This window comes from Bacteroidota bacterium (genome assembly GCA_013696965.1).
GTDB lineage: Bacteria > Bacteroidota > Bacteroidia > JACCXN01 > JACCXN01 > JACCXN01.
The window spans coordinates 69,747-94,449 of sequence record JACCXN010000020.1; the positions used below are offsets into that span (position 1 = coordinate 69,747).

24 protein-coding genes are annotated in these 24,703 nt (G+C 34.9%); 15 read left to right on the forward strand and 9 right to left on the reverse strand.

Annotated features, from left to right (window positions below; all coding sequences use genetic code 11):
* Window positions 1-14: 14 nt before the first annotated feature.
* On the reverse strand, window positions 15-353 hold the full coding sequence (gene gldC / locus H0V01_03450; GenBank protein MBA2582427.1) for a gliding motility protein GldC: 339 nt from the start codon (window positions 351-353) through the stop codon (window positions 15-17).
* A gap of 121 nt (window positions 354-474) precedes the next feature.
* Window positions 475-1,410: a hypothetical protein gene (locus H0V01_03455; protein ID MBA2582428.1), complete on the reverse strand. Its 936-nt coding sequence runs from the start codon at window positions 1,408-1,410 to the stop codon at window positions 475-477.
* A gap of 137 nt (window positions 1,411-1,547) precedes the next feature.
* Here H0V01_03455 and H0V01_03460 point away from each other — a divergent pair, with 137 nt between their 5' ends.
* Both H0V01_03460 and H0V01_03465 read left to right on the forward strand, forming a co-directional pair.
* Entirely contained in the window at window positions 1,548-2,396 is an 849-nt protein-coding gene (locus H0V01_03460; protein MBA2582429.1) for a PorT family protein, read from the forward strand.
* Between the two features lie 78 nt (window positions 2,397-2,474).
* The gene (locus tag H0V01_03465; GenBank protein ID MBA2582430.1) at window positions 2,475-4,115 is read left to right on the forward strand and encodes an NAD+ synthase; all 1,641 of its coding nucleotides are present in this window, start codon (window positions 2,475-2,477) and stop codon (window positions 4,113-4,115) included.
* A 45-nt stretch (window positions 4,116-4,160) separates the two neighbouring features.
* Here the strand turns inward: H0V01_03465 and H0V01_03470 are convergent, their stop codons facing one another.
* Together H0V01_03470 and kdsB are read right to left on the reverse strand one after the other, a co-directional pair.
* Window positions 4,161-5,213: an HU-CCDC81 and SPOR domain-containing protein gene (locus H0V01_03470; protein ID MBA2582431.1), complete on the reverse strand. Its 1,053-nt coding sequence runs from the start codon at window positions 5,211-5,213 to the stop codon at window positions 4,161-4,163.
* A gap of 26 nt (window positions 5,214-5,239) precedes the next feature.
* Window positions 5,240-5,995 carry a 3-deoxy-manno-octulosonate cytidylyltransferase gene (gene kdsB / locus H0V01_03475; protein ID MBA2582432.1) on the reverse strand — a complete coding sequence of 252 codons (756 nt, stop codon included), beginning with the start codon at window positions 5,993-5,995 and terminating at the stop codon, window positions 5,240-5,242.
* A 225-nt stretch (window positions 5,996-6,220) separates the two neighbouring features.
* Between kdsB and H0V01_03480 the strand changes: the two genes are divergently transcribed.
* The 3 genes from H0V01_03480 to H0V01_03490 all read left to right on the forward strand — a co-directional run bounded on the left by H0V01_03480 (window position 6,221) and on the right by H0V01_03490 (window position 8,785).
* The gene (locus H0V01_03480; GenBank protein ID MBA2582433.1) at window positions 6,221-7,015 is read left to right on the forward strand and encodes a DUF1571 domain-containing protein; all 795 of its coding nucleotides are present in this window, start codon (window positions 6,221-6,223) and stop codon (window positions 7,013-7,015) included.
* A gap of 71 nt (window positions 7,016-7,086) precedes the next feature.
* Window positions 7,087-8,178: a DNA-protecting protein DprA gene (dprA, locus tag H0V01_03485; GenBank protein ID MBA2582434.1), complete on the forward strand. Its 1,092-nt coding sequence runs from the start codon at window positions 7,087-7,089 to the stop codon at window positions 8,176-8,178.
* Between the two features lie 49 nt (window positions 8,179-8,227).
* The gene (locus tag H0V01_03490) at window positions 8,228-8,785 is read left to right on the forward strand and encodes a hypothetical protein (protein MBA2582435.1); all 558 of its coding nucleotides are present in this window, start codon (window positions 8,228-8,230) and stop codon (window positions 8,783-8,785) included.
* Here H0V01_03490 and purT read toward each other — a convergent pair.
* The 3 genes from purT to H0V01_03505 all read right to left on the reverse strand — a co-directional run bounded on the left by purT (window position 8,782) and on the right by H0V01_03505 (window position 11,749).
* Window positions 8,782-9,942 (reverse strand): formate-dependent phosphoribosylglycinamide formyltransferase, encoded by a 1,161-nt coding sequence (gene purT / locus H0V01_03495; protein ID MBA2582436.1) that lies wholly within the window; start codon window positions 9,940-9,942, stop codon window positions 8,782-8,784. The genes H0V01_03490 and purT overlap by 4 nt on opposite strands.
* A 129-nt stretch (window positions 9,943-10,071) precedes the next feature.
* Complete coding sequence (gene pheS, locus H0V01_03500; protein MBA2582437.1) at window positions 10,072-11,094, reverse strand: phenylalanine--tRNA ligase subunit alpha; 1,023 nt, start codon at window positions 11,092-11,094, stop codon at window positions 10,072-10,074.
* A gap of 7 nt (window positions 11,095-11,101) precedes the next feature.
* Window positions 11,102-11,749: a peptidylprolyl isomerase gene (locus H0V01_03505; GenBank protein ID MBA2582438.1), complete on the reverse strand. Its 648-nt coding sequence runs from the start codon at window positions 11,747-11,749 to the stop codon at window positions 11,102-11,104.
* A 179-nt stretch (window positions 11,750-11,928) separates the two neighbouring features.
* On the opposite strand from H0V01_03505, the gene H0V01_03510 reads away from it, so the two are divergent.
* The gene (locus H0V01_03510) at window positions 11,929-12,270 is read left to right on the forward strand and encodes a hypothetical protein (protein ID MBA2582439.1); all 342 of its coding nucleotides are present in this window, start codon (window positions 11,929-11,931) and stop codon (window positions 12,268-12,270) included.
* A gap of 23 nt (window positions 12,271-12,293) precedes the next feature.
* Here the strand turns inward: H0V01_03510 and H0V01_03515 are convergent, their stop codons facing one another.
* A complete protein-coding gene (locus tag H0V01_03515; protein MBA2582440.1) occupies window positions 12,294-12,629 on the reverse strand; it encodes a hypothetical protein in 336 nt (111 codons plus the stop codon).
* Between the two features lie 123 nt (window positions 12,630-12,752).
* Between H0V01_03515 and H0V01_03520 the strand changes: the two genes are divergently transcribed.
* On the forward strand, window positions 12,753-13,283 hold the full coding sequence (locus H0V01_03520; GenBank protein MBA2582441.1) for a CvpA family protein: 531 nt from the start codon (window positions 12,753-12,755) through the stop codon (window positions 13,281-13,283).
* Between the two features lie 210 nt (window positions 13,284-13,493).
* Here H0V01_03520 and H0V01_03525 read toward each other — a convergent pair whose 3' ends face one another.
* A complete protein-coding gene (locus H0V01_03525) occupies window positions 13,494-14,678 on the reverse strand; it encodes a phosphoglycerate kinase (protein MBA2582442.1) in 1,185 nt (394 codons plus the stop codon).
* A 129-nt stretch (window positions 14,679-14,807) separates the two neighbouring features.
* Here H0V01_03525 and H0V01_03530 point away from each other — a divergent pair, with 129 nt between their 5' ends.
* The 8 genes from H0V01_03530 to H0V01_03565 all read left to right on the forward strand — a co-directional run bounded on the left by H0V01_03530 (window position 14,808) and on the right by H0V01_03565 (window position 24,702).
* The gene (locus H0V01_03530) at window positions 14,808-15,944 is read left to right on the forward strand and encodes a DNA polymerase III subunit delta (protein ID MBA2582443.1); all 1,137 of its coding nucleotides are present in this window, start codon (window positions 14,808-14,810) and stop codon (window positions 15,942-15,944) included.
* Window positions 15,945-16,068: 124 nt separating this feature from the next.
* Window positions 16,069-17,247 (forward strand): hypothetical protein, encoded by a 1,179-nt coding sequence (locus H0V01_03535; GenBank protein ID MBA2582444.1) that lies wholly within the window; start codon window positions 16,069-16,071, stop codon window positions 17,245-17,247.
* A 1-nt stretch (window position 17,248) separates the two neighbouring features.
* Window positions 17,249-17,731 (forward strand): gliding motility lipoprotein GldH, encoded by a 483-nt coding sequence (locus tag H0V01_03540; protein ID MBA2582445.1) that lies wholly within the window; start codon window positions 17,249-17,251, stop codon window positions 17,729-17,731.
* Between the two features lie 50 nt (window positions 17,732-17,781).
* Window positions 17,782-20,028: a penicillin-binding protein gene (locus H0V01_03545; GenBank protein ID MBA2582446.1), complete on the forward strand. Its 2,247-nt coding sequence runs from the start codon at window positions 17,782-17,784 to the stop codon at window positions 20,026-20,028.
* 12 nt (window positions 20,029-20,040) lie between these two features.
* Entirely contained in the window at window positions 20,041-20,733 is a 693-nt protein-coding gene (locus tag H0V01_03550) for a CoA transferase subunit A (protein MBA2582447.1), read from the forward strand.
* Window positions 20,734-20,864: 131 nt separating this feature from the next.
* Window positions 20,865-22,721, forward strand: a complete 1,857-nt coding sequence (locus tag H0V01_03555) for a hypothetical protein (protein ID MBA2582448.1) — start codon at window positions 20,865-20,867, stop codon at window positions 22,719-22,721.
* 187 nt (window positions 22,722-22,908) lie between these two features.
* Complete coding sequence (locus H0V01_03560) at window positions 22,909-23,643, forward strand: glycosyltransferase (protein MBA2582449.1); 735 nt, start codon at window positions 22,909-22,911, stop codon at window positions 23,641-23,643.
* Between the two features lie 51 nt (window positions 23,644-23,694).
* Complete coding sequence (locus H0V01_03565; protein ID MBA2582450.1) at window positions 23,695-24,702, forward strand: DUF288 domain-containing protein; 1,008 nt, start codon at window positions 23,695-23,697, stop codon at window positions 24,700-24,702.
* Window position 24,703: the final 1 nt, after the last annotated feature.

Here is a 24,703-nt window from a genome sequence, read left to right on the forward strand (position 1 = left end):
TTTCTATCTCATTTTTACTTTTCATCATAAAGATTAAGTCTTTCGGCAAAATATTCACAAAAATCACGCATATCTCCAGCCATTTTCTCCTCGCCGGTTGCTCTTTCAAGTGTTTGTGCCATTGAAACCAAAGTTTGATGGAAAAATAATTTCATTTCATCAGCCATCATATCTTTGGTCCAAAGATCTATACGAAGTGAATTTTGTTCTTTAGGATCCCAAATAGACACCATTACTGCTTTACATGCTTTAAGGCCTACACTTTCAGGAGAATCGGTTGCTTCCCACTGGATTTTTTCCGGAATATTGTTTTCATCAAGATTTACAATGAAATTAATTTCTGAACTTTTCATATGTATATAATTTGTTTTTTAACTGTCATCCCGATTTATCGGGTCGCCATGCTATAATTGTAAGTGTTTGTCCATGGATATTTCACAGGATAAATATAACTGAAGTTTTTCAAACTAGGTTTTAATTTCTGGGTTTATATTTCGATTCCTTAAGTATATCCTTGGCATCAGCTTGAATCAAATTTTCAAGATTAACATCGCCCTTCCTTTCCATATAGGCCTTTACTATTTGCCATCCAAGCCAAACACCAACCTTTGGAGGTGATTCACGGGGCATTCCTGGAGTAAATGGGCCATCGTTTAAATAAGACATAATCTCTTTTGTATTTGTAGAAAACAAAAGTTGTTTATCAATAAATTGAGCCCAAATATTTGATTCGTTATTTTTGCACCATTCAAGTTGATCCTTGCTATAAACAATCTTCAAACTATCAGGGGTATTAGGCAAAATGGCATCCATCATATACATTATTTTTCCATGATGAATTATTTGAGCCAACATATCTTTTCCAATGGGGTCGAATTCAAATTCTGTTGCTATCCAACCTTTTATAGCATCGGGAGTTATATATTCGCTTCGCATGCTATAGGTTTTATATTGAGGAAAGCCAATCATGTTATAATATTTGTAATTGTTGCCCAAATACATATCAAGTCCAATTCCCAGGACACTATCACTCGCAGCTACAGCATAATTAAATCCTGAAATATAAGTAGTAACTTCAGGAACACGTTTGTTTGGAAAATAATGGTTGTAATGTTTAAAAGCAGATGAAAGTTCATCATTCAAAAGGTTCAAATCCTTGTATGTTGAATTTACATCCTTATAAACTTCTTTTATTTCCGAATCTTGAGTAAAAAGGACCAGGCCATTAATAGTCAAACTATCCTCAACAGGACCTGCATTAATCATTATCTCTACATAATGTTGGTAGAATTCGCCTAATTTGTCAAACAAATTCAAATGCTTTTCAAAGCTTGGTTTTTTATCGAAAAGCTCTTTTTCCAATCTAAATGCCTCAATTTTTGTCTCATTTTCTGATACATCAATTTTCAACCGGTCACTTTTACAGGAATTAAATAGAAATACGGCTAAAAAGAACAAATAAAAAAAATTCAACCCACACATTTTCATTTTATATTCAAAAAATTAATTAATATTGTATCTGTAATTCTAAAAAACATTTCAAAAGTATGAAACGAGCATCTATATTAAACATAAAAAGCAATAAAAAAAATATGCAAGTTTTTTCCAGTGCTGAATTGAAGATAAAAAGCATAACTGCCATAATTGTTCTATTATTGCTTGCAAACATAACATATGCTCAGGATTTTAAAAAATTCAGGTTTGGTTTAAAGGCTGCTCCGAACATTTCGTGGCTAAAGCCAGGCAGTCCTAACTTTGAAGCAAAAAAGGACGCAAATAAGCCCGCATTGAAATTTTCTTATGGATTAATGACTGAATTTGCGCTTTCTGAGAATTATTCTTTTGTTACAGGACTTGAAGTTACAACTCTTGGGGGCTCACTAAATTTTCCTGATTCCGCTTATTACATTTCCGGAACACCTCCTGATAACGTGTTTATCCTAACAAGAAGAACTTATCATTTCCAATACATTGAGCTTCCTTTAACGTTGAAAATGAAAACAAATGAAATTGGTTATATGAGATATTTCGGACAGTTTGGTTTTAATATTGGATTCAGGTCGAAAGTAAGGGCTGATGACAGAGGCAAATTTACCGATCAAAATTTTAAGGATGCACCCAATGAGGTTGAAATACCAGAAAGTTTAGATATCTCAAAGGACACCCAATTATTTAGAGTTGCACTAAATCTTGGAGCAGGAATTGAATATAACCTGGTTGGAAATACAGCCTTGGTAATTTCTGTAAATTACAATAATGGATTTACAAATGCTCTTAAAAAGAATTCAGGTGTAATAATGGACAAAACGATTCCTACTAATAATGTAAATCATCTTCCACTAAATCAAAAAGCAACAACTAATTATGTTGCTCTTAATGTAGGTATCCTTTTTTAAATTGTTAATTTTATTTTCAATCCCGGATTACCAGTTAATCCGGGATTTTTTTTAACTATTAATTCTGCAACATTTTTTATGAAGATTGCTTTAGCTCAGCTCAATTATCACATTGGAAATTTTGAAAGCAATACATTAAAAATTATCCTTCATATTGAGAAAGCTAAAAAAGAGCAAGCCGATCTTGTTGTTTTCTCCGAACTAGCTGTTTGTGGCTACCCCCCACTTGATTTCCTTGAATTTGATGATTTTATGCTTCGTTGCAAATCATCTATTGATAAAATTGCTCTTGCCACAAAAGGAATTGCAGTAATTATTGGCGCCCCATCCATAAATCCTGAAACAACGGGAAGGAATTTATTTAATTCGGCTTATTTCATTTCTGAGGGCAAAATACTTGGAATTTACAACAAAGGTTTACTACCTAATTATGATGTTTTTGATGAATACAGGTATTTTGAACCTGCTAAGGAATTTAAAATAATACCTTTTAAAGGAAAGAATATTGCTTTAACTATTTGTGAGGATTTGTGGAATATTGATGAAGAAAAAAAGCTTTATCAAGAAACTCCAATGGAAAAATTAATTGGCCAGAACCCCGATTTAATGATTAATATAGCGGCATCTCCTTTTTCTTATTCGCACTCTGAATTGCGTAAGAATTTAATGCGTAAGAATGCTGAACGTTATAAATTACCTCTTTTTTATGTGAATCAAATTGGAGCCCAAACAGAATTGATTTTTGATGGTAATTCTTTGGTTTATGCACCTGATGGGCATATATTGGATGAACTTGCACTTTTCAAAGAAGATTTCAAAGTATATGATCTTAATGCTTTAATTTCTGATTTTAAAACCAATCCTGGCGTATCATTTAATAAATCAGAGAACATTTATAAAGCCCTGGTGCTGGGAGTAAAGGATTATTTTGAAAAAACAGGCTTTAGCAATGCCCTGCTGGGATTATCAGGAGGAATTGACTCTGCTCTTACATTGGTAATTGCGGCCGAGGCATTAGGGGCGAAAAACGTAAGGGCAATATTAATGCCCTCCATGTTTTCTTCTGAACATTCAGTTCAAGATGCTGTTGCACTTGCTAAAAATCTTGGCTGCCCTTATGAAACCATTGGAATTACTGATGTTTATAATAGCTTTACAAGGGCTTTGGAACCCCAGTTTAAGGGAACTTCATGCGGACTTGCAGAAGAGAATTTGCAAGCACGAATCAGGGGTGTTCTTTTAATGGCAATTTCAAATAAGTTTGGTTCAGTATTATTAAACACTTCAAATAAAAGCGAAATGGCAGTTGGGTATGGAACCTTATATGGAGACATGTGTGGAGGCCTATCTGTATTGGGAGATGTTTATAAAACAGAAGTTTTTGAATTGGCTGCATTTATTAACCTCCACAAGGAAATTATACCAAATAATACAATCATTAAACCACCAAGCGCAGAACTAAAACCAGATCAAAAGGACATTGATTCGCTTCCCCCGTATGAAATTTTGGATCAAATACTGTATGATTATATTGAAAACAAAAAAGGTCCTAAGGAAATAATCAATTCTGGCTACAATGAATTGCTTGTAACCAAAATATTGAAAATGGTAAATACAAATGAATATAAAAGAAAGCAGGCTCCTCCAATTTTACGAATTTCCAATAAAGCCTTTGGTCCTGGAAGAAGAATGCCTATTGTGGGAAAATATCTTGGTTAGAATTAAAGTAGATTGTTTAAGGCCTTATTATAATTAATAAACCTATTACTCAGAAAGTATCCAGGCGCCAGGGTTTTCCCCGTTTTTTATTTCAACCAATAAATCAATTGCCTCATCTTTTGTATTAAATCCATTGTAACAAACCCTGTACAATCCTTTATTCTGATCAACGATTTTAGCTTTATAACCTTTAGACTTTAGAATGGAAATGAGATTTTCAGCATTTTCAATAACCCCAAAACATCCTGCAATAACAAAGAAATTATTTTTTCCGGCATTACTCTTAGTTACTTCTGAATTAGCGATAAACGTTTTTGCAGCATCTTCAATAATCTCTTCAGATACTGTAGGAACTTCCACTTCAGTGGCAGTAATTGTCTGGGCACTTAATTCTAAAGTTGTTTGCTCTAAATCATCAGATGAATCAACTAATTTAAAAGAAGCTTTCTCCTCTCTTGGGGAGTATGTTTGATTTGCCGTTATGGGAAAAGGAATAAGGGAGGAATAGTTCATTGAAAGATCGTAAAAAAGATCTGTTTTTAAGGGAAGCAAAGCCATTGCAGCAAGCACGGGCAAGGCTGCAAGAGTATAAGCCCATTTTTTAAATTTCGACTTTTTTTCAGAAGCAACAGCTGGCCTATCTTTAAACTGTTTTTCAATTTTTTTGTGCAATGGCTCCCTTTTTATTAATGGGGAGTGAAATTCAGTCAATCCAAATGAGTCAACCAATAGATTTATTTCAAGGGAAGGATCAAACTGAAGGTTTTGTTCCTTGTCAAGATAAAGCTCACCAACACCTTTTAAAGTAAGCTTATCCCCTTTACTTAAAGTTTTAAAACCACTAGCAACGGAGTTTTCAATAATATTTACTGCCTGATAAAAACTAACATTTTCAACAATGGCAATATGGTTGGCCAAGAGCCCGTCATTGTTTTTAATATTTTTATTAAAGGCTATTTTTTTTGTAGGAGGAATAAATAAATGTTTGGAGGAGTTTATCTGGGCATTCATATAACTTGCCACAAAGCCGCCAAGACCGGGTATAATTACACAATTATGCCAGAGTAAAAGTTCTTGTATGTATTTTTCAATCTTCATCCTATTCTTTCTATTATGCCGCTAAATTATGAAAAATCATCCGATTCTTTATTAATATTTTCCAAATCTTCAATGGTATCTATTGAAACGGATTCATATTGAGTTAGTTCTGTTTGAATAATAAATCCATTCTCTAACCATCTAAGCTGCTCCAGGGATTCTGCCCGTTCAAGAGGTGATGCAGGCAAGGAGGCAATCTTTTTTAAAGCCCCGAACCTGTAGCCGTATAATCCGATATGTTTGAGAAAAGAATGGTTTTCAAACCACATTTGTGGCTCAACATTGCGCATATATGGCACTGGAGAACGGCTAAAGTACATGGCTTGGTTTTTATTGTTTACAACAACCTTTGGTTTGGAAACATTGAAAACATCTTCATTGTGAGTGATTTTTTTCACTAAAGTGGCAATTTGCACTTCATCTGATTTGAAACAACCTATTAAATCTGTTATTTGTTGGGGATTTATAAAAGGTTCATCTCCCTGAATATTAACAATAACTTGGTCATTGTCTTGTATATTTAATTTACATGCTGCCTCATAGCATCTATCAGTACCAGAATAATGGTTTTGACTTGTCATTATTGCTTTTCCACCAAAATCAAGAACATGGGAAAAAATTTTCTCATTGTCCGTTGCAACCACAAGCTCATCCAATTCAGAACATTTGAGAACTTGTTCAAATACTCTTTGAATCATTGTTGTGCCTTTTATCATTGCAAGGGGCTTTCCTGGCAATCTTTGAGAAGCATAACGAGAAGGAATGATACCGGTTATTCGCATAATTGAAACAATTTAAGGTTGTAAAAATAGTTAATTATATTCTTTGACTTTGAGTATTCGCTATTATTTGTATCATTGCATAAAATGGCATGAATTTTAAAATATATATTAAAGAAATATTTAACACGATTTTAAAAGATGATTATTTTTATTGGGAATAAGCACAAAATTCGGCTATTAAAAAATACTTTAATATTCTTATTCGCTGTTTTTTTTAATCTTCAATTGAATTCCGCCCATGCTCAACCAACGGTTAAAGAATTGGTTGACAAAATGTTACATGCAACAAGCCAGGTAAAAACCTTAAAGTATAACAGTCAAATAAGCGAAAGAATTGATGGAGTTTTAGAATCAGGCACAAATACTACCAAAATCCAAGTAAATCCTTATAAAGTATACCTAAATATTAAAGGGGCAGAATTATTATATATAAAGGGTAGCAATGGGGATAAGGCATTGATTAAATCAAGTTCCATTCCTTATTTGAACATTAGCCTAGATCCTCAAAGCTCTATATTGAGAAGAGGCCAGCATCATACTATTTTCGAATTAGGATTTACTTATTTTAGTACAATAATTGATGCTGCTATTATTAAGGCAGGAAAAGATTTTAATCAGGCATTTAAACTTAAGGGAAGTATTCAGTGGGAAGGTAAGGATTGTTATGTTGTTATTATCGATGCGCCTGATTTTAGTTTCATTCCCTATACAGTAAAGAAGGGGGAAAACGTAATATCTATTGCCAAAAAACTTTTTGTAAGTGAATATATGATTGTTGAACTTAATCCAGAGGTAAAAGATTATTACAATGTAGTTGCAAATCAACAAATAAAAGTACCTTCTGTTTATGCAAAAAAAACGGTAATCTATATAAATAAAGAAAATTTCCTTCCTGTTGTGCAGATGATGTTTGATGATAAAGGTCTTTTTGCCAAATACGAATACCGTAACCTGATATTAAACCCTGATTTTGCTCCTGAAGAATTCACAAAGGGTTATAAAGATTACAACTTCTGGTAAATTCTGTTTTTCGAAAAAAGAAAATAACAAGAAATAAAATTTGTTTATCTTGTTATTTAATCCTTTTTTTAATCGTGACAGAAGATTTAAAATATAAAATCGCACTCTCCCTTCTTCCAGGTGTTGGATGTAAAACAGCAAAAAAACTTATTACTTTTTATGGAAATGCCGAGGCTGTTTTTAAAGAAAAAAAACATGCTTTTAATAAAACATCCGGCCGAATTCTTGCCATGGAATCAGGAAAAGACGCAGCATTAATAAAGGCTGAACAAGAGATGAACTTTATTGTTAAAAACAATATTAAGCCTCTTTTTTTTCTTGACAAATCCTATCCAAGCAGGCTCAAACAATGCGAAGATTCTCCTGTAATGCTTTATTGCAGAGGAGAAATAGACTTTTTCACGCAAAAGGTTGTGAGTATTGTAGGAACAAGAAAAGCAACAGAATATGGAAAAAATATTTGCGATGAAATAATAAAGGATATTTCGGGCTACACTGTAATGATTGTGAGCGGAATGGCATATGGAATTGATATTGCTGCCCATAAGGCTGCAATTAAAAACAATTTACCAACTGTGGCAGCAATGGCTCATGGTCTTGATAGAATCTACCCCTTGGTTCATAAATCAGTGGCAGAATCTATGTATGAAAATGGTGGACTGGTAACTGAATTTTTAAGTGGCACCAATCCTGACAGGGAAAATTTTCCAAAAAGAAATCGAATTATAGCAGGACTTTCTGATGCAACTATTGTGATAGAGGCAGGAAAAAAAGGAGGGGCATTAATTACAGCAGGCATTGCAAATTCATATAACCGGGATGTATTTGCAGTACCGGGAAAAGTAGGCGACATGTATTCTGAGGGATGCAATTTTTTAATTAAGAAAAACCTGGCAGCACTTATTGAATCAGCAGAAGATTTAATTTATTACCTTGGCTGGGAAGAAACAGGCAAAAAAAATATTCAGAAACAACTGTTTGTAAACCTTAGTCCTGAAGAAGAAGTATTAATGGACATATTAAAAGAAAAGGGAACAATGGCAATAGACAACCTTTGTAATGTTTCGAGATTAAGTACTAGCAAGGTTGCTGCATTGTTGTTAAACCTCGAGTTTTCAGGCCTTGTGAAATCGCTTCCTGGAAAAATGTTTCAATTGACTTAATTCAAGCAATTTTTTTAAACAAAAACGTTTTAGCATAGATATAAGTTTGATGAAAAAGTTAACTATTTCTGGTGTACTAATTTTAGTTTTGGGTTTTCATTTTAACTCTTTTGCCCAAAAAGACAACAGTTTCAAAATTATTGTTTCAATGACAGGGCTTGGAGCGTCCTATGAATACAACCCTGCAGGCATCCTGTATGTGGAAGGTGGATTAACCACTGCATTCAGAGCAAGCCGATTGAATATTCAATCGAAAATGGCCCTTTATAAAAGGGATGATTTTAAAATAAAATTTGGAATTGAAGGCGCCTACATAATAGGAAATGTTGACGTAGGGAGCGTTTACATTGATTATGACCGGTTCAGCAATATAATATTTATGCCTGTAATTTCTTTTGAAAGTAAAGTATTGGGTATTCAAATACCTGTTTTTATTGACCGTAGCTTTACTTATATTTTTCCAATTGTAGGAATTACACTTAATGTTACTAAAGATGATCCTGCCAAGAGGGTGAAAAAAACCAAGTCTAAAAAAGATTTTGACAAACAGAACAAAAAATTAGAAAAAGCAAGGAAGGATCAGGAAGAAATGGAATCGGAAAATTAACTTATTTCAATCCCTTGCGCAGTTTTTATGGCTGTAGCAATAATTGTGTCTATGTCTGCATCTTTTTTATCCCATGCCAAAGCAACACCCATTCTTCTGAAAGGCCTGGCCAAAGGTTTTCCGAAAATCTTTACATCTGTTTTATTTATAGTAAGTGCATTTTCTAATCCATGAAAAACCGGAGAAACAATTTCCTTGTTTGCAAGAATAACTGCGCTTGCTCCTGATCTTTCCAACGTTATTTCAGGAATTGGCAGTCCAAGTATTGCTCTTAAGTGCAATTCAAACTCATTGAAGTTTTGTGTTCCAGCTAGTGTTACCATTCCTGTATCATGAGGCCTTGGAGACAATTCGGAAAAATAAACACCATCATTTGCCAGAAAAAATTCAACTCCCCAAATTCCAAAACCTGTAAGCGCTTCTGTTATTTTTGCAGCCATCATTTGAGCTTCCTTTAAATGCTCCTCACTAATTACTGCAGGCTGCCAGCTCTCGCGGTAATCACCTCTTTCCTGTCTATGTCCTATGGGTGGACAAAATAAAATCTGCCCATTCTTCTGGGTTACCGTAAGCAGGGTTATTTCTGAATAAAAATCAACAAATGCTTCAACAATAATTTCTAAATAATCACCTCGGCCTCCAGTTGATGCATAATCCCATGCGTTTTCTATATCCTCTTTTTTTCTTATATACGATTGTCCTTTCCCTGATGAGGACATAAGGGGTTTAATAACGCAAGGAATTCCTATTTCATTTACTGCTTTTATTAATTCCTCTTTAGAGGAGGCATATGCATAAGCTGCAGTTCTTAGTCCAAGCACTTTTGATGCAAGGTCGCGAATAGCCTTACGGTTCATTGTAAAGTTAGCAGCCTTGGCACTTGGAACAACCTGTATACCGTTTTTTTCATACTCAAAAAATCGCTCGGTTCGTATGGCTTCAATTTCAGGAACAATTAAATCAGGTTTGTGCTTTTCAACAATCCTGTCCAGCTCAAGCCCATTTAACATATCAATAACTTCTTTTTCATGAGCCACTTGCATGGCTGGGGCATTGTCATAAGAATCAACGGCAATAACGTATTGACCTAATCGAAGTGCTGCAATGGCAAATTCTTTTCCCAACTCACCTGAGCCAAGTAATACTATCTTTTTCATATGTAGATAATTTGTTTTTTAAATGTCATCCCATTTGTCGGAATAGCAATGTTATTTTCATTCCTGTTTGTGCATGGTTTAAGCATGGCTATGTATAAATAAATTGAACAGGGAAAAAAAATTTTGAACTTATAAAGTTGCTTTAAATTGATTTAAAAAGCGAACATCATTTTCAAAAAACAGGCGCAGGTCTCCAATTTGGTATTTTAACATTGTAATTCTCTCCACTCCCATTCCAAAGGCAAATCCACTATATTGTTTTGTGTCAATATTGCAATTTTCCAATACATTTGGGTCTACCATTCCGCATCCAAGAATTTCTACCCATCCACTGTGCTTGCAGATGTTGCAGCCTTTGCGCTTACAAAAAGGGCATGAAATATCCATCTCAGCACTGGGCTCGGTAAAAGGAAAATACGAAGGCCTGAGTCTTATTTCTGTTTTCTCACCAAACATTTCGCGTGCAAAATAAAGCAGGGTTTGTTTTAAATCTGCAAAAGAAACTCCCTTGTCAATATACAAGCCCTCTACCTGATGAAATATACAATGGGCACGGGCAGAAATAGCTTCATTCCTAAAAACTCTTCCCGGAGAAATTGTTCTTATAGGTGGTTTGTTATTTTCCATTACCCTTACCTGAACTGAAGAAGTGTGGGTTCGAAGTGCAATATCAGGATTTTTTTCAATAAAAAAAGTGTCCTGCATGTCTCTTGCGGGGTGTTCTTCGGGAAAATTTAATGCAGAGAAATTATGCCAGTCGTCTTCAATTTCCGGACCTTCTGAAACAGTAAAACCAATTCTTGAAAAAATACTGCTGATTTCATTACTTATAATGGATAATGGATGACGCGTACCAACAATGTTGGGTTGAGCAGGCAGGGTGAGATCTTTTCCAGGTTTTATTTCAAGTTCAGGACTTTCCACAAGATTTTTTTGTTCTTGTATCTTATCCTGGGCTTTGTTTTTTAATTCATTTAAAAGAACTCCTGTATCTTTTCTTAATGAGGGTTCAACATTTTTAAAATCAGCAAAAAGTTCATTCAGAATTCCTTTTTTTCCAAGAAATTTTATCCTGAATTCTTCTAACTGATTTACATTTTCCGCTTTAAATGCTTCAATTTGGGCAATTAAATCTTTTAATTTCTGCTGCATTTATGGCTTATTTTTTCAGAACTTTCATTGTCATTTTAACATCCTTCAATGGTTTATCCTGAGGATTTCTTTCCACCACAGCAATCTTATCAATCACATCCATTCCCTCAATTACTTCTCCAAAAACAGTATATCCTCCATCTAAATGTGGTGCACCACCTAATTTTAAATAAGCGTTGATTTGCTCTTCGTTATAGGGGAAACCTGCCCTATTGCCAATAGATAAAATTTCCTCTTTTGTAAAAGACTTGCCGTGTACAATATAAAATTGCGATCCGGAAGATGCTTTCAGGGGATTGACATTGTCCCCCATCCTGGCAGCACAAAGTGCTCCTCTTTTATGAACGAATTTTTGATTGATCTCTGCAGGAATTGTTCCTCCAATATCCTTGGTTCCTCCTTGTACTCCCCCTCCTTGAACCATAAAACCAGGAATAACACGGTGGAAAATTGAAGCATCGTATTGTTTTTCTGAAGCTAATTTTATAAAATTATCTCTATGTAATGGCGTTTCATTATATAGTTTGACTTTAATATCGCCAAATTCAGTACTTATTAATACGATTGGTTCTGTGGGTGTTTTTCCTTTTTTTTGAGCCGGAGAATCATCACAGGCAATAAAAAGTACAGATATTAAAAGAATTAAATTTTTCATTGCTTAAAGATTTTTCAGAAATTATTGAACAAATGCTGAATTTCGTATATTTGATGTTTGAAATATGCCACAAGTATAAGAAATATTAACAAAATTATAAAATGCAATTTATCCTGATTTATTATTTGGAGTATTTGCAAAAAACAGAAAACGCATTGAAAAAATCCAATACCTTCCTTATGAAATTAAACATATTCAAATGCTTACTTATTTTAATTGCAGCAGCCACTATTACCATTACAGGTTGTAGAAGACCTGCAAAACCAGAGGCAATAATAACAATAACCACGGTTGACAAAAAGCCTGTAAGCGGTGCAACAGTTTTTTTACATGCTAATGATGCCACTAAACCAGGGGATTATGAATACACTTTAACAACCAATGGAGCAGGCCAGGCACATTTCAAATTTGATCTTGAAGCAATTTACACAATTGATGCCAAAAAAGATTCTCTTTTTGGACAGGGAACTGTTAGGCTAATCATGGATGAGGTTGTTAAACAAACAGTTATAGTTTACTAAATCGTCTTTCGCTTAACCAGATTTTAAATCTGGTTTTTAAAATAATCCACTACTGCTTGTTGCATTAAATTTGTTTGCTGATCAGGTGTTAATGCAGGAAGTTTTTCGTTTCTTTTCCAATGAGGCCATCCATCACTATCCAGGCCTTCATATTCATAATAGCCGAAGGGTTCCAGCAATGTGCAAATAGCTACATGCATAACATCAACCTTTTCATCTTTGGTAAATTTCCTGTATCCCTTGCCAAGTTCTTGAACCCCAATTAAAAATAAAATTGATTGCAAATCAAGGTCTGCACCAAATTGTTTTTCTAGTTTTATTAAAAGTTCTTCCCAGCTTATTTTTAGCTCATTTTCCATGGCCGTAAAATTAATTGAAATAAATGATAAAAGGTTATCAAAAGGAACTTGTTTAAAAATCCTGTTTATAGGCTTTATTTTATTAAGAATTGTGCCGTAATTTTATTTCAAATTTAATAGTTGATGAATAAATTTGATATAATTGTCTTAATTCCCCTTGTTTGGGGATTATATAAAGGTTTTCGCAAAGGCTTTGTAATTGAAGCTGCATCCCTTGTAGGTTTGATTCTCGCTACTTGGGCTGGTATTAAGTTTTCAGGATATTTATCAGAACTGTTAACTGTAGAATATGGTTATGAAACTGAATATCTGCCAATAGCTTCCTTTTTTATTATTTTTCTTGCTATACTTATTTTAATCTTTTTATCGGCAAAATTGCTCGAAGGTTTTTTAAAACTCACGATGCTAAGCACTTTCAATAAGGTTTTAGGTGCTGTTTTTTGTTGTTTCAAATATGCTTTGATTTTAAGTGTGCTGTTATTTATTTTAAATGCAGTTAAAGAAAAAGAACCTATGATTTCGGAAGATTTAAGATCAACATCCTATCTTTATTCGCCTTTAGCAAAAATTTCAATTACTTTGGTTCCCTCGCTAAAGGATTATTTAATAGAGTTTAAAGAAAATTCTTTAAAAAGGTTAAATAAACAAGAATAAGTTTGGTGTTATATAAGTAATACCTTGTAAGTTTATTCAAAGCGAATTTGAAGTGGTTAATTGTTTCAATTTTTCCAAATCAATTATCCGAAAGTGTTTCCCTTTTGTGCAGGACTAATTCATAATCTATTCACAACGGAATAATTAATTTTCTTTTTTTTATTGATCGGGTTTATCCCAAAAGGAATTTAATTTTCAAAGTTGTAATTCTTAATTAAGGGCAGCCACTCCTGGAAGTGTTTTTCCTTCAAGATATTCCAACATTGCCCCTCCTCCAGTGGAAACATAACTTACTTTTGATGCTAAATTGAATTTATTTATAGCTGCTACTGAATCACCTCCGCCAACAAGGGAGTATGCACCATTACTAGTTGCATCAACAATTGCATCCGCAAGGGATTTAGTGCCATGAGCAAAATTTTCCATTTCAAAAACGCCCATGGGACCGTTCCATAGTATGGTTTTCGAGCAAGCTATTACCTTTGCGTACATTTTTTCAGTTTCTGGCCCAATATCCAGACCCATTTTCCCTGCGGGAATTTGGTTTATTGCGCAAACTCCTGTGTTTGCCTCATTTGAAAATGAATCAGCATAAATAGTATCAAGGGGTAAATGTATTCTAACATTTTTTTGCTTTGCTATTTCCAGAATTCCTTTTGCAGTTTCAATGCGATCATCCTCCACTAAGGAAGAACCAACTTTCCCACCTTGCGCTTTAATAAATGTATAAGCCATTCCGCCACCTATAATCAGGTTGTCAATTTTGTCCATCAATTGTTCAATGATTAATATTTTTCCGGAAACTTTTGCCCCTCCAAGTATTGCCGTTAAAGGCCTTTCTGCATTATTCAAAACTTTTTCAATGTTTCTAACTTCGTCCGCCAGAAGGTATCCAAATGCCTTTTCTTGAAAAAATTTAGCCACAACAGTTGTTGATGCATGTGCTCTATGGGCAGTGCCAAAGGCATCATTAATATAAATATCGCCCAATGAAGCCAGCTCCTCAGCAAAAGATTCAGTTCCTGCTTCTTCCTGCTTATGAAAGCGCAGGTTTTCAAGAAGTAAAACGTCCCCGGGAATAAGATCCTTTGCCATTGCCTTTGCCTCACTATTTATGCAATCTTTTGCAAACTTTACCTCCCTGCCGAGCAATGCAGATAAATGTTTGATAATAGGTTTAAGGGAATATTTATCCTGGATCAATCCTTTTGGTCTACCCAGGTGAGACATCAAAATAACTGCTCCTCCATCACCAATAATTTTATTAATGGTAGGCAAAGCTGCCCTTATGCGTGTGTCATCAGTAATAGTGAAGTTTTCATTGAGTGGAACGTTAAAATCTACTCTTACCAAGGCTTTTTTACCTGAAAAATTGTAATCATCCGGAGTCTTCATGTGCTTTATCTGAAAATTTAGGTGCAAAAGTAAGAATTTGCCTCAACACTCAAAATTAAAGCAACATCCATTCTTTTTCATTTAGAAGATTATTTATCTTTGCTAAAATTGTGAAATATACCATTTTCAATGCTTTTCAAAGATATTATAGGCCAACAGGAATTAAAAAACAGACTTATTCAATCTGTTAAGAGCAATAGAATTAGTCATGGTCAACTATTTATTGGCCCTGAAGGTTGTGGAAAACTAGCCTTAGCAATTGCCTACATGCAATACGTTAATTGCCTGGTAAGAACGGATGAGGATTCATGTGGGATTTGTTCCTCCTGCATTAAATACAATAAATTGATTCATCCTGATCTGCATTTCATTTTTCCGGTAAATACCTCAAAAGAAAATACGGGGGCTGTAATTAGCGATACATATCTGGGAAAATGGAGAGCAAGTATTTACAATGACCCTTACCTAAGCTTGAATGAATGGTATGAAACAATGGGTATTGAAAATAAACAGGGTGTGATAAATGTAAATGATAGCACAGAGGTAATAAAAAAATTAAGCCTGAAATCATACGAAGCAGATTACAAAGTGATGATTATTTGGATGGTGGAGAAAATGAATACAGCAGCTTCCAACAAACTGCTTAAAATTCTTGAAGAGCCACCTGACAAGACCGTTTTTATCTTAATTTCTGAACAGTTTGAACAACTTCTACCCACAATTACCTCGCGGACACAATTAATTAAGGTAAAAAAAATTAAAGATTCAGATTTAATTGCCTGGCTTTTAAAAAACCCAGATGTTTCAAAAGAAAAGGCCTCGCAAGTAGCCTTTTTAGCTGATGGTAACAGGATCACTGCAAAAAAATTAATGCAGGAAAATGCTGAGGATGATATTTTCACTTCTTTGTTTATTCAGTGGATGCGTATTTCTTTCGGGGTAAATATTCCTGAAGCCATTGAATGGACAAGTACAATTGCAACAGCAGGACGTGAAAAACAAAAGAATTTCATTCATTACTCACTTCAAATGATCAGGGAATGTATGCTAATGAATTATGCTGCTGGAAAAAATCTAAACAAAGCAAATGGTAGTGAGGCAGCATTTTTACAAAAATTCTCCCCTTTTATTCATGGAGGTAATTGTTTGCAAATTACCGAAGAACTAACCAAAGCGGCTCAACATATAGAAAGAAATGCAAATGGGCGCATCTTGTTTCTTGATTTATCTTTAAGAATGATGAAATTATTGAAGCTCAAAGCATAAAAATTTTAATTTTGCGTTACATTAGCTGTTTTAATGCTTTCTTGCAAAAAGTTTGAAATTGAATACTAATAACCAGCGATATTGACAGGATAAAATGTCAATTGATTAATATATATATAAAATTATGGGATGTGGAAGTTGTTCATCTGGAAGTGGATGTAGTACAGGCGGCTTGCCTGGAGGTTGTCGGAATAATGGAGCTTGTGGCACAGGAGGATGCAATAAATTAAATGTGTTTGACTGGCTTTCAAACATGCAATTGCCTCGTGGACAGGTAAATTTCGATGTTGTTGAAGTTCGATTCAAAAACAGCCGTAAAGAATTTTTTAGAAATGTTGATGATCTTGACCTTAACTCCGGTGATATTATTGCTGTTGAGGCAAATCCAGGACATGATATAGGCGTTGTATCCCTTACCGGGGAGCTGGTGAAACTTCAATTGAAAAAACGAGGGATTAAAAGCGAATCGGATGATGTGAAGAAAATTTACCGTAAGGCAAGAACCACTGATGTTCAAAAATGGCATGAGGCGCAGGAATTGGAAGTTGCCACAATGCATAAAGCGAGGACCCATGCTGTGAGTTTAAAGCTGGACATGAAAATTAGTGATGTTGAATATCAAGGGGACAGAACAAAGGCGATATTTTATTACACTGCCGATGGAAGGGTTGATTTCAGGGAATTAATAAAACTTTTAGCGGATGAATTTAAGGTAAGAATAGAAATGCGGCAAATTGGGGCAAGGCAGGAGGCAGGAAGACTGGGAGGAATCGGATCCTGTGGAAGAGAATTGTGTTGTTCAACCTGGCTTACTGATTTCAGGTCCGTTTCTACAAATGCCGCCAGATACCAGCAACTAGCTCTAAATCCTTTAAAACTTGCAGGGCAATGCGGCAAACTGAAATGTTGCCTGAATTATGAGCTAGATTCTTATCTTGATGCATTAAAGTCATTTCCTGAAATTGCTGTTAACCTGGAATCAAAATCAGGAAGGGCCAAACACCAGAAAACAGATATTTTTGGTAAAATCATGTGGTATGCTTATGATAATAACCCCGGTTTATTTATCCCCTTAACTGTGGACCGTGTAATGGAGGTAATGGAAATGAATAAAAATGGCACAAAACCAGAGGATCTCGGGGAACAGGTAAAAGTTAAGGTAGAAAAAGCACATGATTATGAAAATGTGGTTGGACAAGACAGCCTCACAAGGTTTGATAATAATAAGAAACCAAAAAAGAAAAAGAGAAAAAATAAAAATCCTTCAACAATTAACACTGCTAACGCTAAAAAAACACCGTGATTTGAAATTCTTTTTTTTTAAAATAACAAGTTTTGCCATTCTTTTTGTGATCGTTTTATCCTCATGCAATGATGAGCGGTTTTATGAAAAAAACGTAGCAATCCCCAATGAATCCTGGGGAAAGAATGAGAAAATAGTATTTGAAGTTCAAGTGGATGATACCCTTGCTCAATATGATTTTTATATAAATGTGAGGAATTCAGGGGCTTATTCGTATGCAAATTTATTTGTGTTTCTGAATACTGTTTTTCCCGAAGGTGAACTGGCAAGAGATACATTGGAGATATTTCTTGCAGATCCTGCTGGAAAATGGCTTGGGCAAGGCTCCGGAGACATCTATGACAACAGGATATTATTTAAAAAACAAACCTCTTTTCCTGTAAAAGGTACTTATAAATTTGAATTTGAACATGCAATGCGTCAAGATGTACTTCCGGATATTATAGATATTGGGATGCGAATTGAAAAAAGCGACAAAAAATAAAATTTATTTTTTGAAATGATTATTTTTAACCTTGGCATTTTTTGAAGCTTATGAATAAAAAATTCTCCGGATATAGAAAATGGATTGTCCTTTTCTGGGTTTTTATCCTTTTCGTTATTGCAATACCTGTACTCGTAATAAGCGGTGTAAATAATGGCTTATTCGGAGAACTTCCTTCTTTTGAAGAATTGGAAAATCCTAAAAACAATTTAGCTTCAGAAATATATTCGTCCGATAAAAAATTATTGGGTAAATATTATATACAAAACCGTACTACTATTCCTTACGAAGATATTTCACCCAACGTGTGTAATGGATTGGTTGCTACTGAAGATGTTAGGTTTTATAATCATTCGGGAGTAGATGCCCGAAGTTTATTTCGGGTGTTCTTTCGAACATTAATTGGGGGTGATCAAAATGCAGGGGGAGGAAGTACAATTACCCAACAACTTGCCAAAATGCTTTTTCATGACAGACCCCAGGGGAAAATGGAACGGGGCGTTCAAAAACTCAAGGAGTGGGTGATCGCAGCAAAGCTGGAAAGATTTTACACCAAGCATGAAATTATGGCCATGTACCTTAACCGCTTTGATTTTGTGAATAATGCCGTAGGAATAAAATCAGCAGCCAGAATTTATTTTAATACTACTCCTGATTCATTAAATATTCAGGAAGCAGCAATGTTGGTAGGGATGGCAAAAAATCCATCCTTTTTTAATCCATTAAGAAGGCCGGAGGAAACCCAGCATAGAAGAAATGTGGTTTTGTACCAAATGGCAAGTTTTGATAATCCTCAAACCAATAAGCCATATCTTTCAAAATCTGAATTCGATTCTTTGAAAGTACTGCCCCTTGGGCTTGATTATAAAAAGGAAGATCACCTGGAAGGACTTGCTACTTATTTTAGAGAATACCTGAGGTTTGAATTGAAAAAATGGGCCAGTGAAAACAAAAAACCTGATGGTAGCTATTACAATATCAACACCGATGGGTTAAAAATATATACGACTATTGATTCTCGAATGCAGCAATACGCAGAGGAAGCTGTTGCCCAACATATGGGAAAAGAACTTCAGGATGAATTTTTCAAGCACTGGAAAGGCAAAAAAAACGCTCCTTTTTTTCATCTTAATGATCAGCAAACTGAAAATCTCATGAATCAGTCTATGAAACGCTCAGAAAGATACAGGAACCTGGTAAATGAAGGAATTAATAAAGATTCTATTTTGAAGAATTTTAACACTCCTGTCGAAATGGCCATTTTTTCCTGGAAAGGTGATATTGACACCCTGATGAGCCCAATGGATTCCATACTTTATTACAAGCATTTTTTAAGGACTGGGTTTATGTCTATGGATCCAAAAACAGGAGCTATAAAGGCCTGGGTAGGTGGAATAAATTCCCGCCATTTCTCTTATGATCATGTAAAGCAGGGAAAACGACAGGTAGGCTCAACTTTCAAGCCTTTTGTTTATGCTCTTGCTATGCAGGAATTTTGGTCTCCGTGTTATAAAGTGCCAAATGTGCCCGTTAGTTTTGAGTTGCCTGAGGGAAAAGTCTGGACGCCAAAAAATTCTGACGGTAAATATGGGGGGATGATGACTTTAAAGGAAGGCCTTGCAACTTCTACCAATTCTATTACTGCATACATAATGAAACAGTTCGGTCCAGAGGCAGTTGTTACGCTTGTACGAAAAATGGGTGTTACAGCTCCACTTGATGCAGTTCCCTCGCTTTGCCTTGGAACTGCCGACATTTCTGTTTTTGAAATGGTGGGAGCAAATAGTACATTCGCCAATAAAGGGGTTTGGACTGAACCCAATTTCATAACCAGGATTGAAGATAAAAACGGGAACGTGCTTAAAACATTTATCCCTCAACAAACAGAGGCTATGAGTGAGGAATCTGCATATCTTACTTTGAAATTGATGCAGGGAGTAGTTGAATCAGGAACGGGAACCAGGTTAAGATTTAGGTTTAAACTTAGCCCACCCATAGCAGGAAAAACGGGTACAACTCAAAACAACTCCGATGGATGGTTCATAGGGCTAACTCCCGATCTGGTATCTGGTGTTTGGGTTGGTGGAGAAGACAGAAGCATACACTTTAGATCAACCCATTTGGGGCAAGGAGCCAACATGGCATTACCAATTTGGGCATTATACATGCAAAAAGTTTATGCTGATCCAACAATTACAATTTCCAAAGGTGATTTTGAGAGGCCAACCGGAAAGCTGGATGTTGAAGTGGATTGTGCAGCATATAAAATTCAGAACACGAAATCTAACTTTGAATAAAAATAGGGCAGTATGAACAAAACAGTAAAGGACGCAGAAGCTGCTATTGCAGGAATAAAAGACAATATGACTTTAATGCTGGGTGGATTTGGATTATGTGGAATTCCAGAAAACTGCATTTCAGCACTTGTTAAAAAAGGAATAATGGGATTAACCTGCATATCCAATAATGCCGGAGTTGATGATTTTGGATTAGGATTACTGCTACACAACAAACAAATAAAAAAAATGATTGCCTCTTATGTAGGAGAAAATGCGGAATTTGAAAGACAATTGCTAAGTGGGGAATTGGAAGTTGACCTGGTACCACAGGGAACCCTTGCAACACGTTGCATGGCCTCAGGATATGGAATACCTGCAGTATTTACACCTGCCGGAGTTGGTACTGAAATAGCCCAGGGAAAAGAAGTAAGAAACTTTAATGGAAAAGATTACTTACTTGAATTTGCTTTTGACGCTGATTTTGCAATCGTAAAGGCATGGAAGGGTGATACTCAGGGCAATCTAGTGTTCCGCGCAACTGCCAGAAACTTCAATCCACTTATGGCAATGGCTGGAAAAATAACCATTGCAGAAGTAGAAGAACTTGTCCCAGTAGGCCAACTGGACCCTGATTCCATACATACTCCAGGCATTTTTGTTCATAGGATATTTCAGGGAAGTAACTATGAAAAAAGAATTGAGCAAAGAACCCTTAGAAGTTAATGGATTTCTATATTTACATCTAAAATTAAAAAACATCCTGTTGAATTTCCAAAATTAATTGATACACTTGTTTTTATTACTATTTGTATTGCTAATAAAATAAATTCAGTCTGCCTTAAATAAATTCCCTAATGAATAAGCTCTCCGCTGGTGTTACCCTGGTATTATCCATAATCCTTGTAACCCTGATTGGACTTAACCCATACCCTAACACTATTTCCTGGGATGTTTTTGGGTATTACCTGTATTTACCTGCTGTGTTTATTTATCAGGATTTGGGTTTAAAGAATATTGAGGTAATTGAAAACATAATTCAAACTTATAGCAGCACTTCTACTTTTTACCAGGCAACAAGATTGCCGGAAGGAGTATGGGTTTTTAAATACTCCATGGGCATGGCTGTTTTATATGCCCCGTTTTTTTTTATTAGTCATTTTTTAGCTTTATTTCTAGACTATGCTGCTGATGGATTCTCTCCTCCCTATCAATGGGGACTAATTGCCGGTAGCTTTTTTTACACTTTAGCTGGCCTTTACTTTTTACGAAAAGTTCTATTGAAATTTTTTAATGATCAAATTACTGCTATTGCACTTATTTTAATTGTTGTTGGCACCAATTACTTTCATATTGTGATTTACAGCAGTTTAATGCCACATAACTTCCTTTTCACTTTATACACTCTTGTTTTATGGTTTACCTTAAAATGGCATGAAACATTTAAAATTAAATATATTGTTTTGTGCGGAATAGTTTGCGGACTATGTATCCTGAGCAGGCCTTCAGAAATAGTTTGTCTTTTGATTCCTGCACTTTGGACAATAAACAATAAGGAAAGTTTTATTGAAAAAATACGGTTGTTACTAGAAAAAAAAGTTCAAATACTCTTGTTTTTATTGGTTGTATTTACAACCTGTTTGCCTCAACTTATTTATTATAAAATGATCACGGGCAAATTTTTGTATTCAAGTTATGGAAATTATGGCGAAGGAATGGAGTTTTTGAAGCCATATACCTTAGAAGTTCTATTTAGTTTCAGGAAGGGATGGTTTATTTATACTCCAATTATGCTATTTGCCATTATTGGACTATTTATGATGCTTAAAAACAAATGGAAACACAGCTTTGCTATAGTCCTGTTTACAATCGTTAATGTGTATATTGTTTCTAGCTGGTCATGCTGGTGGTATGCCGATAGTTTTGGCCAAAGAGCATTAATGCAATCCTTTGCGGTACTTGCCTTGCCTTTGGGCTATTTTATCCTGTGGTTGAAAAGCAAGCAAATTTATCTAAAGGTTTTATCTTCTATTGCTTTTGGTTTTTTCATTTTATTGAACTTGTTTCAAACCTGGCAAATCAATAATTATATTATTCATTCCTCCAGGATGACTTTTTCCTATTATCTCAAAGTGTTTGGAAAAACAACAGTTCAGGAAGAGGACAAAAAACTATTATTGGTGAATAGATTTTTTATTGGAGATGAAACGGTGCAAAACGAAGATGAATTTGCCAAAACTACGCTTGGTTTTATTGATTTTGAAAAGAATAAAACATATGAACTGAGTTATGAAAAACACCGGAAATATGTATTATCCAAAAAACAGTATTTTTCAGGAAATACCTCATTAAAGTTAGATAGCAACAATATTTTTTCTCCAAAATATGAAATAACCTACAAGGATCTCACAGACAAAGAATATGCATGGATAAGAGTTTCTGCAATGATTTATCCCACAGCAGATTTAAAAAACGATCCGGCAAGTATTGTAATTACTTTTAAGCATAAATGGAACAATTATAAATATGCTGCATTAAATTTTGAAAATCTACCCCATTTAGAATTAAACAAATGGAACAAAGTAAGTTTTGATTACCTTACACCTGAGGTAAGGAAAAAAAGTGACAACTTAAGTGTTTATGCATGGAATAGAGGGAAGAAAAACATATACATTGATGACCTGAAAATTGATGTTTTTGAACCAAAAAATTAAAAAAAACTTCAATAATGAAAATGAATAGGCAAATTGTGTGATTTAAATAAAAACAATTCGTTTGAGTTATTAAAAGGCCCAAGACAATAGTGCAACAAAAGTGGTATAGGTTATTCTTATATTAAATAACAGATAAAGTTTACATTTGTCAGCTTAAAATATATATTTGCATAGTAAATTATTAAAAATGTTCTATTATAAAAAATGGGCCATCGTTGTTCCTTTGGCTAATGAGGAAGCAGATTTTAAACCATTCATTGAAATGGTGAATTTGGTGATAAATGAATTGAACCCAGGAAATGTTTATTTCATAGTTGATAAAGCTTCAAAAGACAGGACTCTTGAGCTGTGCCAGGAACTGTCAGCCAGGGATCCAAAATATGTTACTGTATGGGCGCCTGAGAACAAGAATGTTGTAGATGCTTATGTTAAAGGATTGCGTGTTGCATACGAAGCAGGTCATGAAATAATTATTGAAATGGATGCAGGATTATCCCACGATCCGAGAGCAATTCCAATGTTTTTGCGTGTATTGAATGAAGGAAATGAATGTGCATTCGGAAGCAGGTTTATAAATGGAGGTTCTATGGGGGATTCGCCATTTAAACGTAGATTTCTTTCAAAAACGGGAACCTTTCTTGCCAATTTTTTACTTGGAACTTCATTAAGGGACATGACCTCAGGATACCAGGGATTCCATAGGGATGTGGTGGCTAAAATAATAGATCATAAGTTTAGATCAAAAGCTCATTTTTACCAAACCGAATTGCGTTATTTGTTGCGAAATAGAAGAATTTTCGAAGTTCCAATACATTACCAGGCACCTTCACCGCGTGTTTCAAAAAATGCAATAAAAAATGCCTATCAGTCCTTGTTTTATTATTTCTTTCAACGATTAACTGGAAATAAACCAACACTATAATGAATAGGGTATACCCTGGTAATTAGTAGAATTTTCATTCCAAATAAATATATGTCAAAAACACTTATCATTACCTCAATTGCAAACGATCAAAATGCAATATTAAAACAATTTGCAAAGGAATGCAAAGAACAAAACACGCCATTCATTGTAATTGGTGACACAAAATCACCGGAAAATTTCCAATTAGAGGGTTGTGATTACTGGAATGTTGAGCGTCAATTGGGCTTGCCTTTTGAACTGGCAAAAATCACCCCCACCCGCCATTATTCAAGAAAAAATTTGGGATATCTTATTGCCATAAAAAACGGGGCAACGGAACTGGTAGAAACAGATGATGACAATATTCCGCGTAAAGAATTTTGGGAACCAAAATCTCGTGAAGTAAAGAGCCATCAGTTTGAAAACAAGGGCTGGGTAAATGTATACCATTACTTTAGCAAGCAGATGATTTGGCCAAGAGGCTTTCCTTTGGAGGAGTTACAAAAAAAACAAATTGCACTTTCAGACCTGGAAAACAAAAGTACCCTGTGCCCTATTCAACAAGGCCTTGCTGATGAGAATCCGGATGTTGATGCAGTTTACAGACTTACTTACCCCCTGCCATTTAATTTTGAATTAAAAGAACGCTTAGCATTAGGCAAAAACGCATGGAGCCCCTTTAACAGTCAGAATACCTATTGGTTTAAAGAAGCTTTTGCATTGATGTATTTACCCTCGTATTGCAGCTTTAGGATGACCGACATCTGGCGCAGTTATGTTGCACAGCGTATAGCATGGGAATGCGGCTGGAGCATACTATATCACGAACCTACAGTTTGGCAGGAGCGCAACGAACACAATTTGATGAAAGATTTTGAAGATGAAATTCCAGGATACACCAACAACTTTAATATTTGCAAAGAATTACAAGCACTTGATTTAAAGCCAGGCCAGGAAAACATCTACCCTAATTTAATAGCCTGTTATCAAAAACTAATTGATATGGGTGTGATTGGAAAAGATGAGATGATATTGTTAAAAGCATGGATAAGCGACTTGAAAATAGTATTAAATTAGA

What these genes read in the sequence shown, in the direction of transcription:
- H0V01_03490 (MBA2582435.1), top strand. Translation starts at nt 8,228, where the DNA reads ATGAAAAAGTTAACTATTTCTGGTGTACTAATTTTAGTTTTGGGTTTT.
- H0V01_03470 (MBA2582431.1), bottom strand. Translation starts at nt 5,213, where the DNA reads ATGAAGATTGAAAAATACATACAAGAACTTTTACTCTGGCATAATTGT.
- H0V01_03565 (MBA2582450.1), top strand. Translation starts at nt 23,695, where the DNA reads ATGTCAAAAACACTTATCATTACCTCAATTGCAAACGATCAAAATGCA.
- H0V01_03505 (MBA2582438.1), bottom strand. Translation starts at nt 11,749, where the DNA reads ATGAAAAATTTAATTCTTTTAATATCTGTACTTTTTATTGCCTGTGAT.
- H0V01_03525 (MBA2582442.1), bottom strand. Translation starts at nt 14,678, where the DNA reads ATGAAGACTCCGGATGATTACAATTTTTCAGGTAAAAAAGCCTTGGTA.
- gldC (MBA2582427.1), bottom strand. Translation starts at nt 353, where the DNA reads ATGAAAAGTTCAGAAATTAATTTCATTGTAAATCTTGATGAAAACAAT.
- H0V01_03550 (MBA2582447.1), top strand. Translation starts at nt 20,041, where the DNA reads ATGAACAAAACAGTAAAGGACGCAGAAGCTGCTATTGCAGGAATAAAA.
- H0V01_03465 (MBA2582430.1), top strand. Translation starts at nt 2,475, where the DNA reads ATGAAGATTGCTTTAGCTCAGCTCAATTATCACATTGGAAATTTTGAA.
- pheS (MBA2582437.1), bottom strand. Translation starts at nt 11,094, where the DNA reads ATGCAGCAGAAATTAAAAGATTTAATTGCCCAAATTGAAGCATTTAAA.
- H0V01_03460 (MBA2582429.1), top strand. Translation starts at nt 1,548, where the DNA reads ATGAAACGAGCATCTATATTAAACATAAAAAGCAATAAAAAAAATATG.
- H0V01_03530 (MBA2582443.1), top strand. Translation starts at nt 14,808, where the DNA reads ATGCTTTTCAAAGATATTATAGGCCAACAGGAATTAAAAAACAGACTT.
- kdsB (MBA2582432.1), bottom strand. Translation starts at nt 5,995, where the DNA reads ATGCGAATAACCGGTATCATTCCTTCTCGTTATGCTTCTCAAAGATTG.
- H0V01_03515 (MBA2582440.1), bottom strand. Translation starts at nt 12,629, where the DNA reads ATGGAAAATGAGCTAAAAATAAGCTGGGAAGAACTTTTAATAAAACTA.
- H0V01_03555 (MBA2582448.1), top strand. Translation starts at nt 20,865, where the DNA reads ATGAATAAGCTCTCCGCTGGTGTTACCCTGGTATTATCCATAATCCTT.
- H0V01_03560 (MBA2582449.1), top strand. Translation starts at nt 22,909, where the DNA reads ATGTTCTATTATAAAAAATGGGCCATCGTTGTTCCTTTGGCTAATGAG.
- purT (MBA2582436.1), bottom strand. Translation starts at nt 9,942, where the DNA reads ATGAAAAAGATAGTATTACTTGGCTCAGGTGAGTTGGGAAAAGAATTT.
- H0V01_03535 (MBA2582444.1), top strand. Translation starts at nt 16,069, where the DNA reads ATGGGATGTGGAAGTTGTTCATCTGGAAGTGGATGTAGTACAGGCGGC.
- H0V01_03545 (MBA2582446.1), top strand. Translation starts at nt 17,782, where the DNA reads ATGAATAAAAAATTCTCCGGATATAGAAAATGGATTGTCCTTTTCTGG.
- H0V01_03510 (MBA2582439.1), top strand. Translation starts at nt 11,929, where the DNA reads ATGAAATTAAACATATTCAAATGCTTACTTATTTTAATTGCAGCAGCC.
- H0V01_03520 (MBA2582441.1), top strand. Translation starts at nt 12,753, where the DNA reads ATGAATAAATTTGATATAATTGTCTTAATTCCCCTTGTTTGGGGATTA.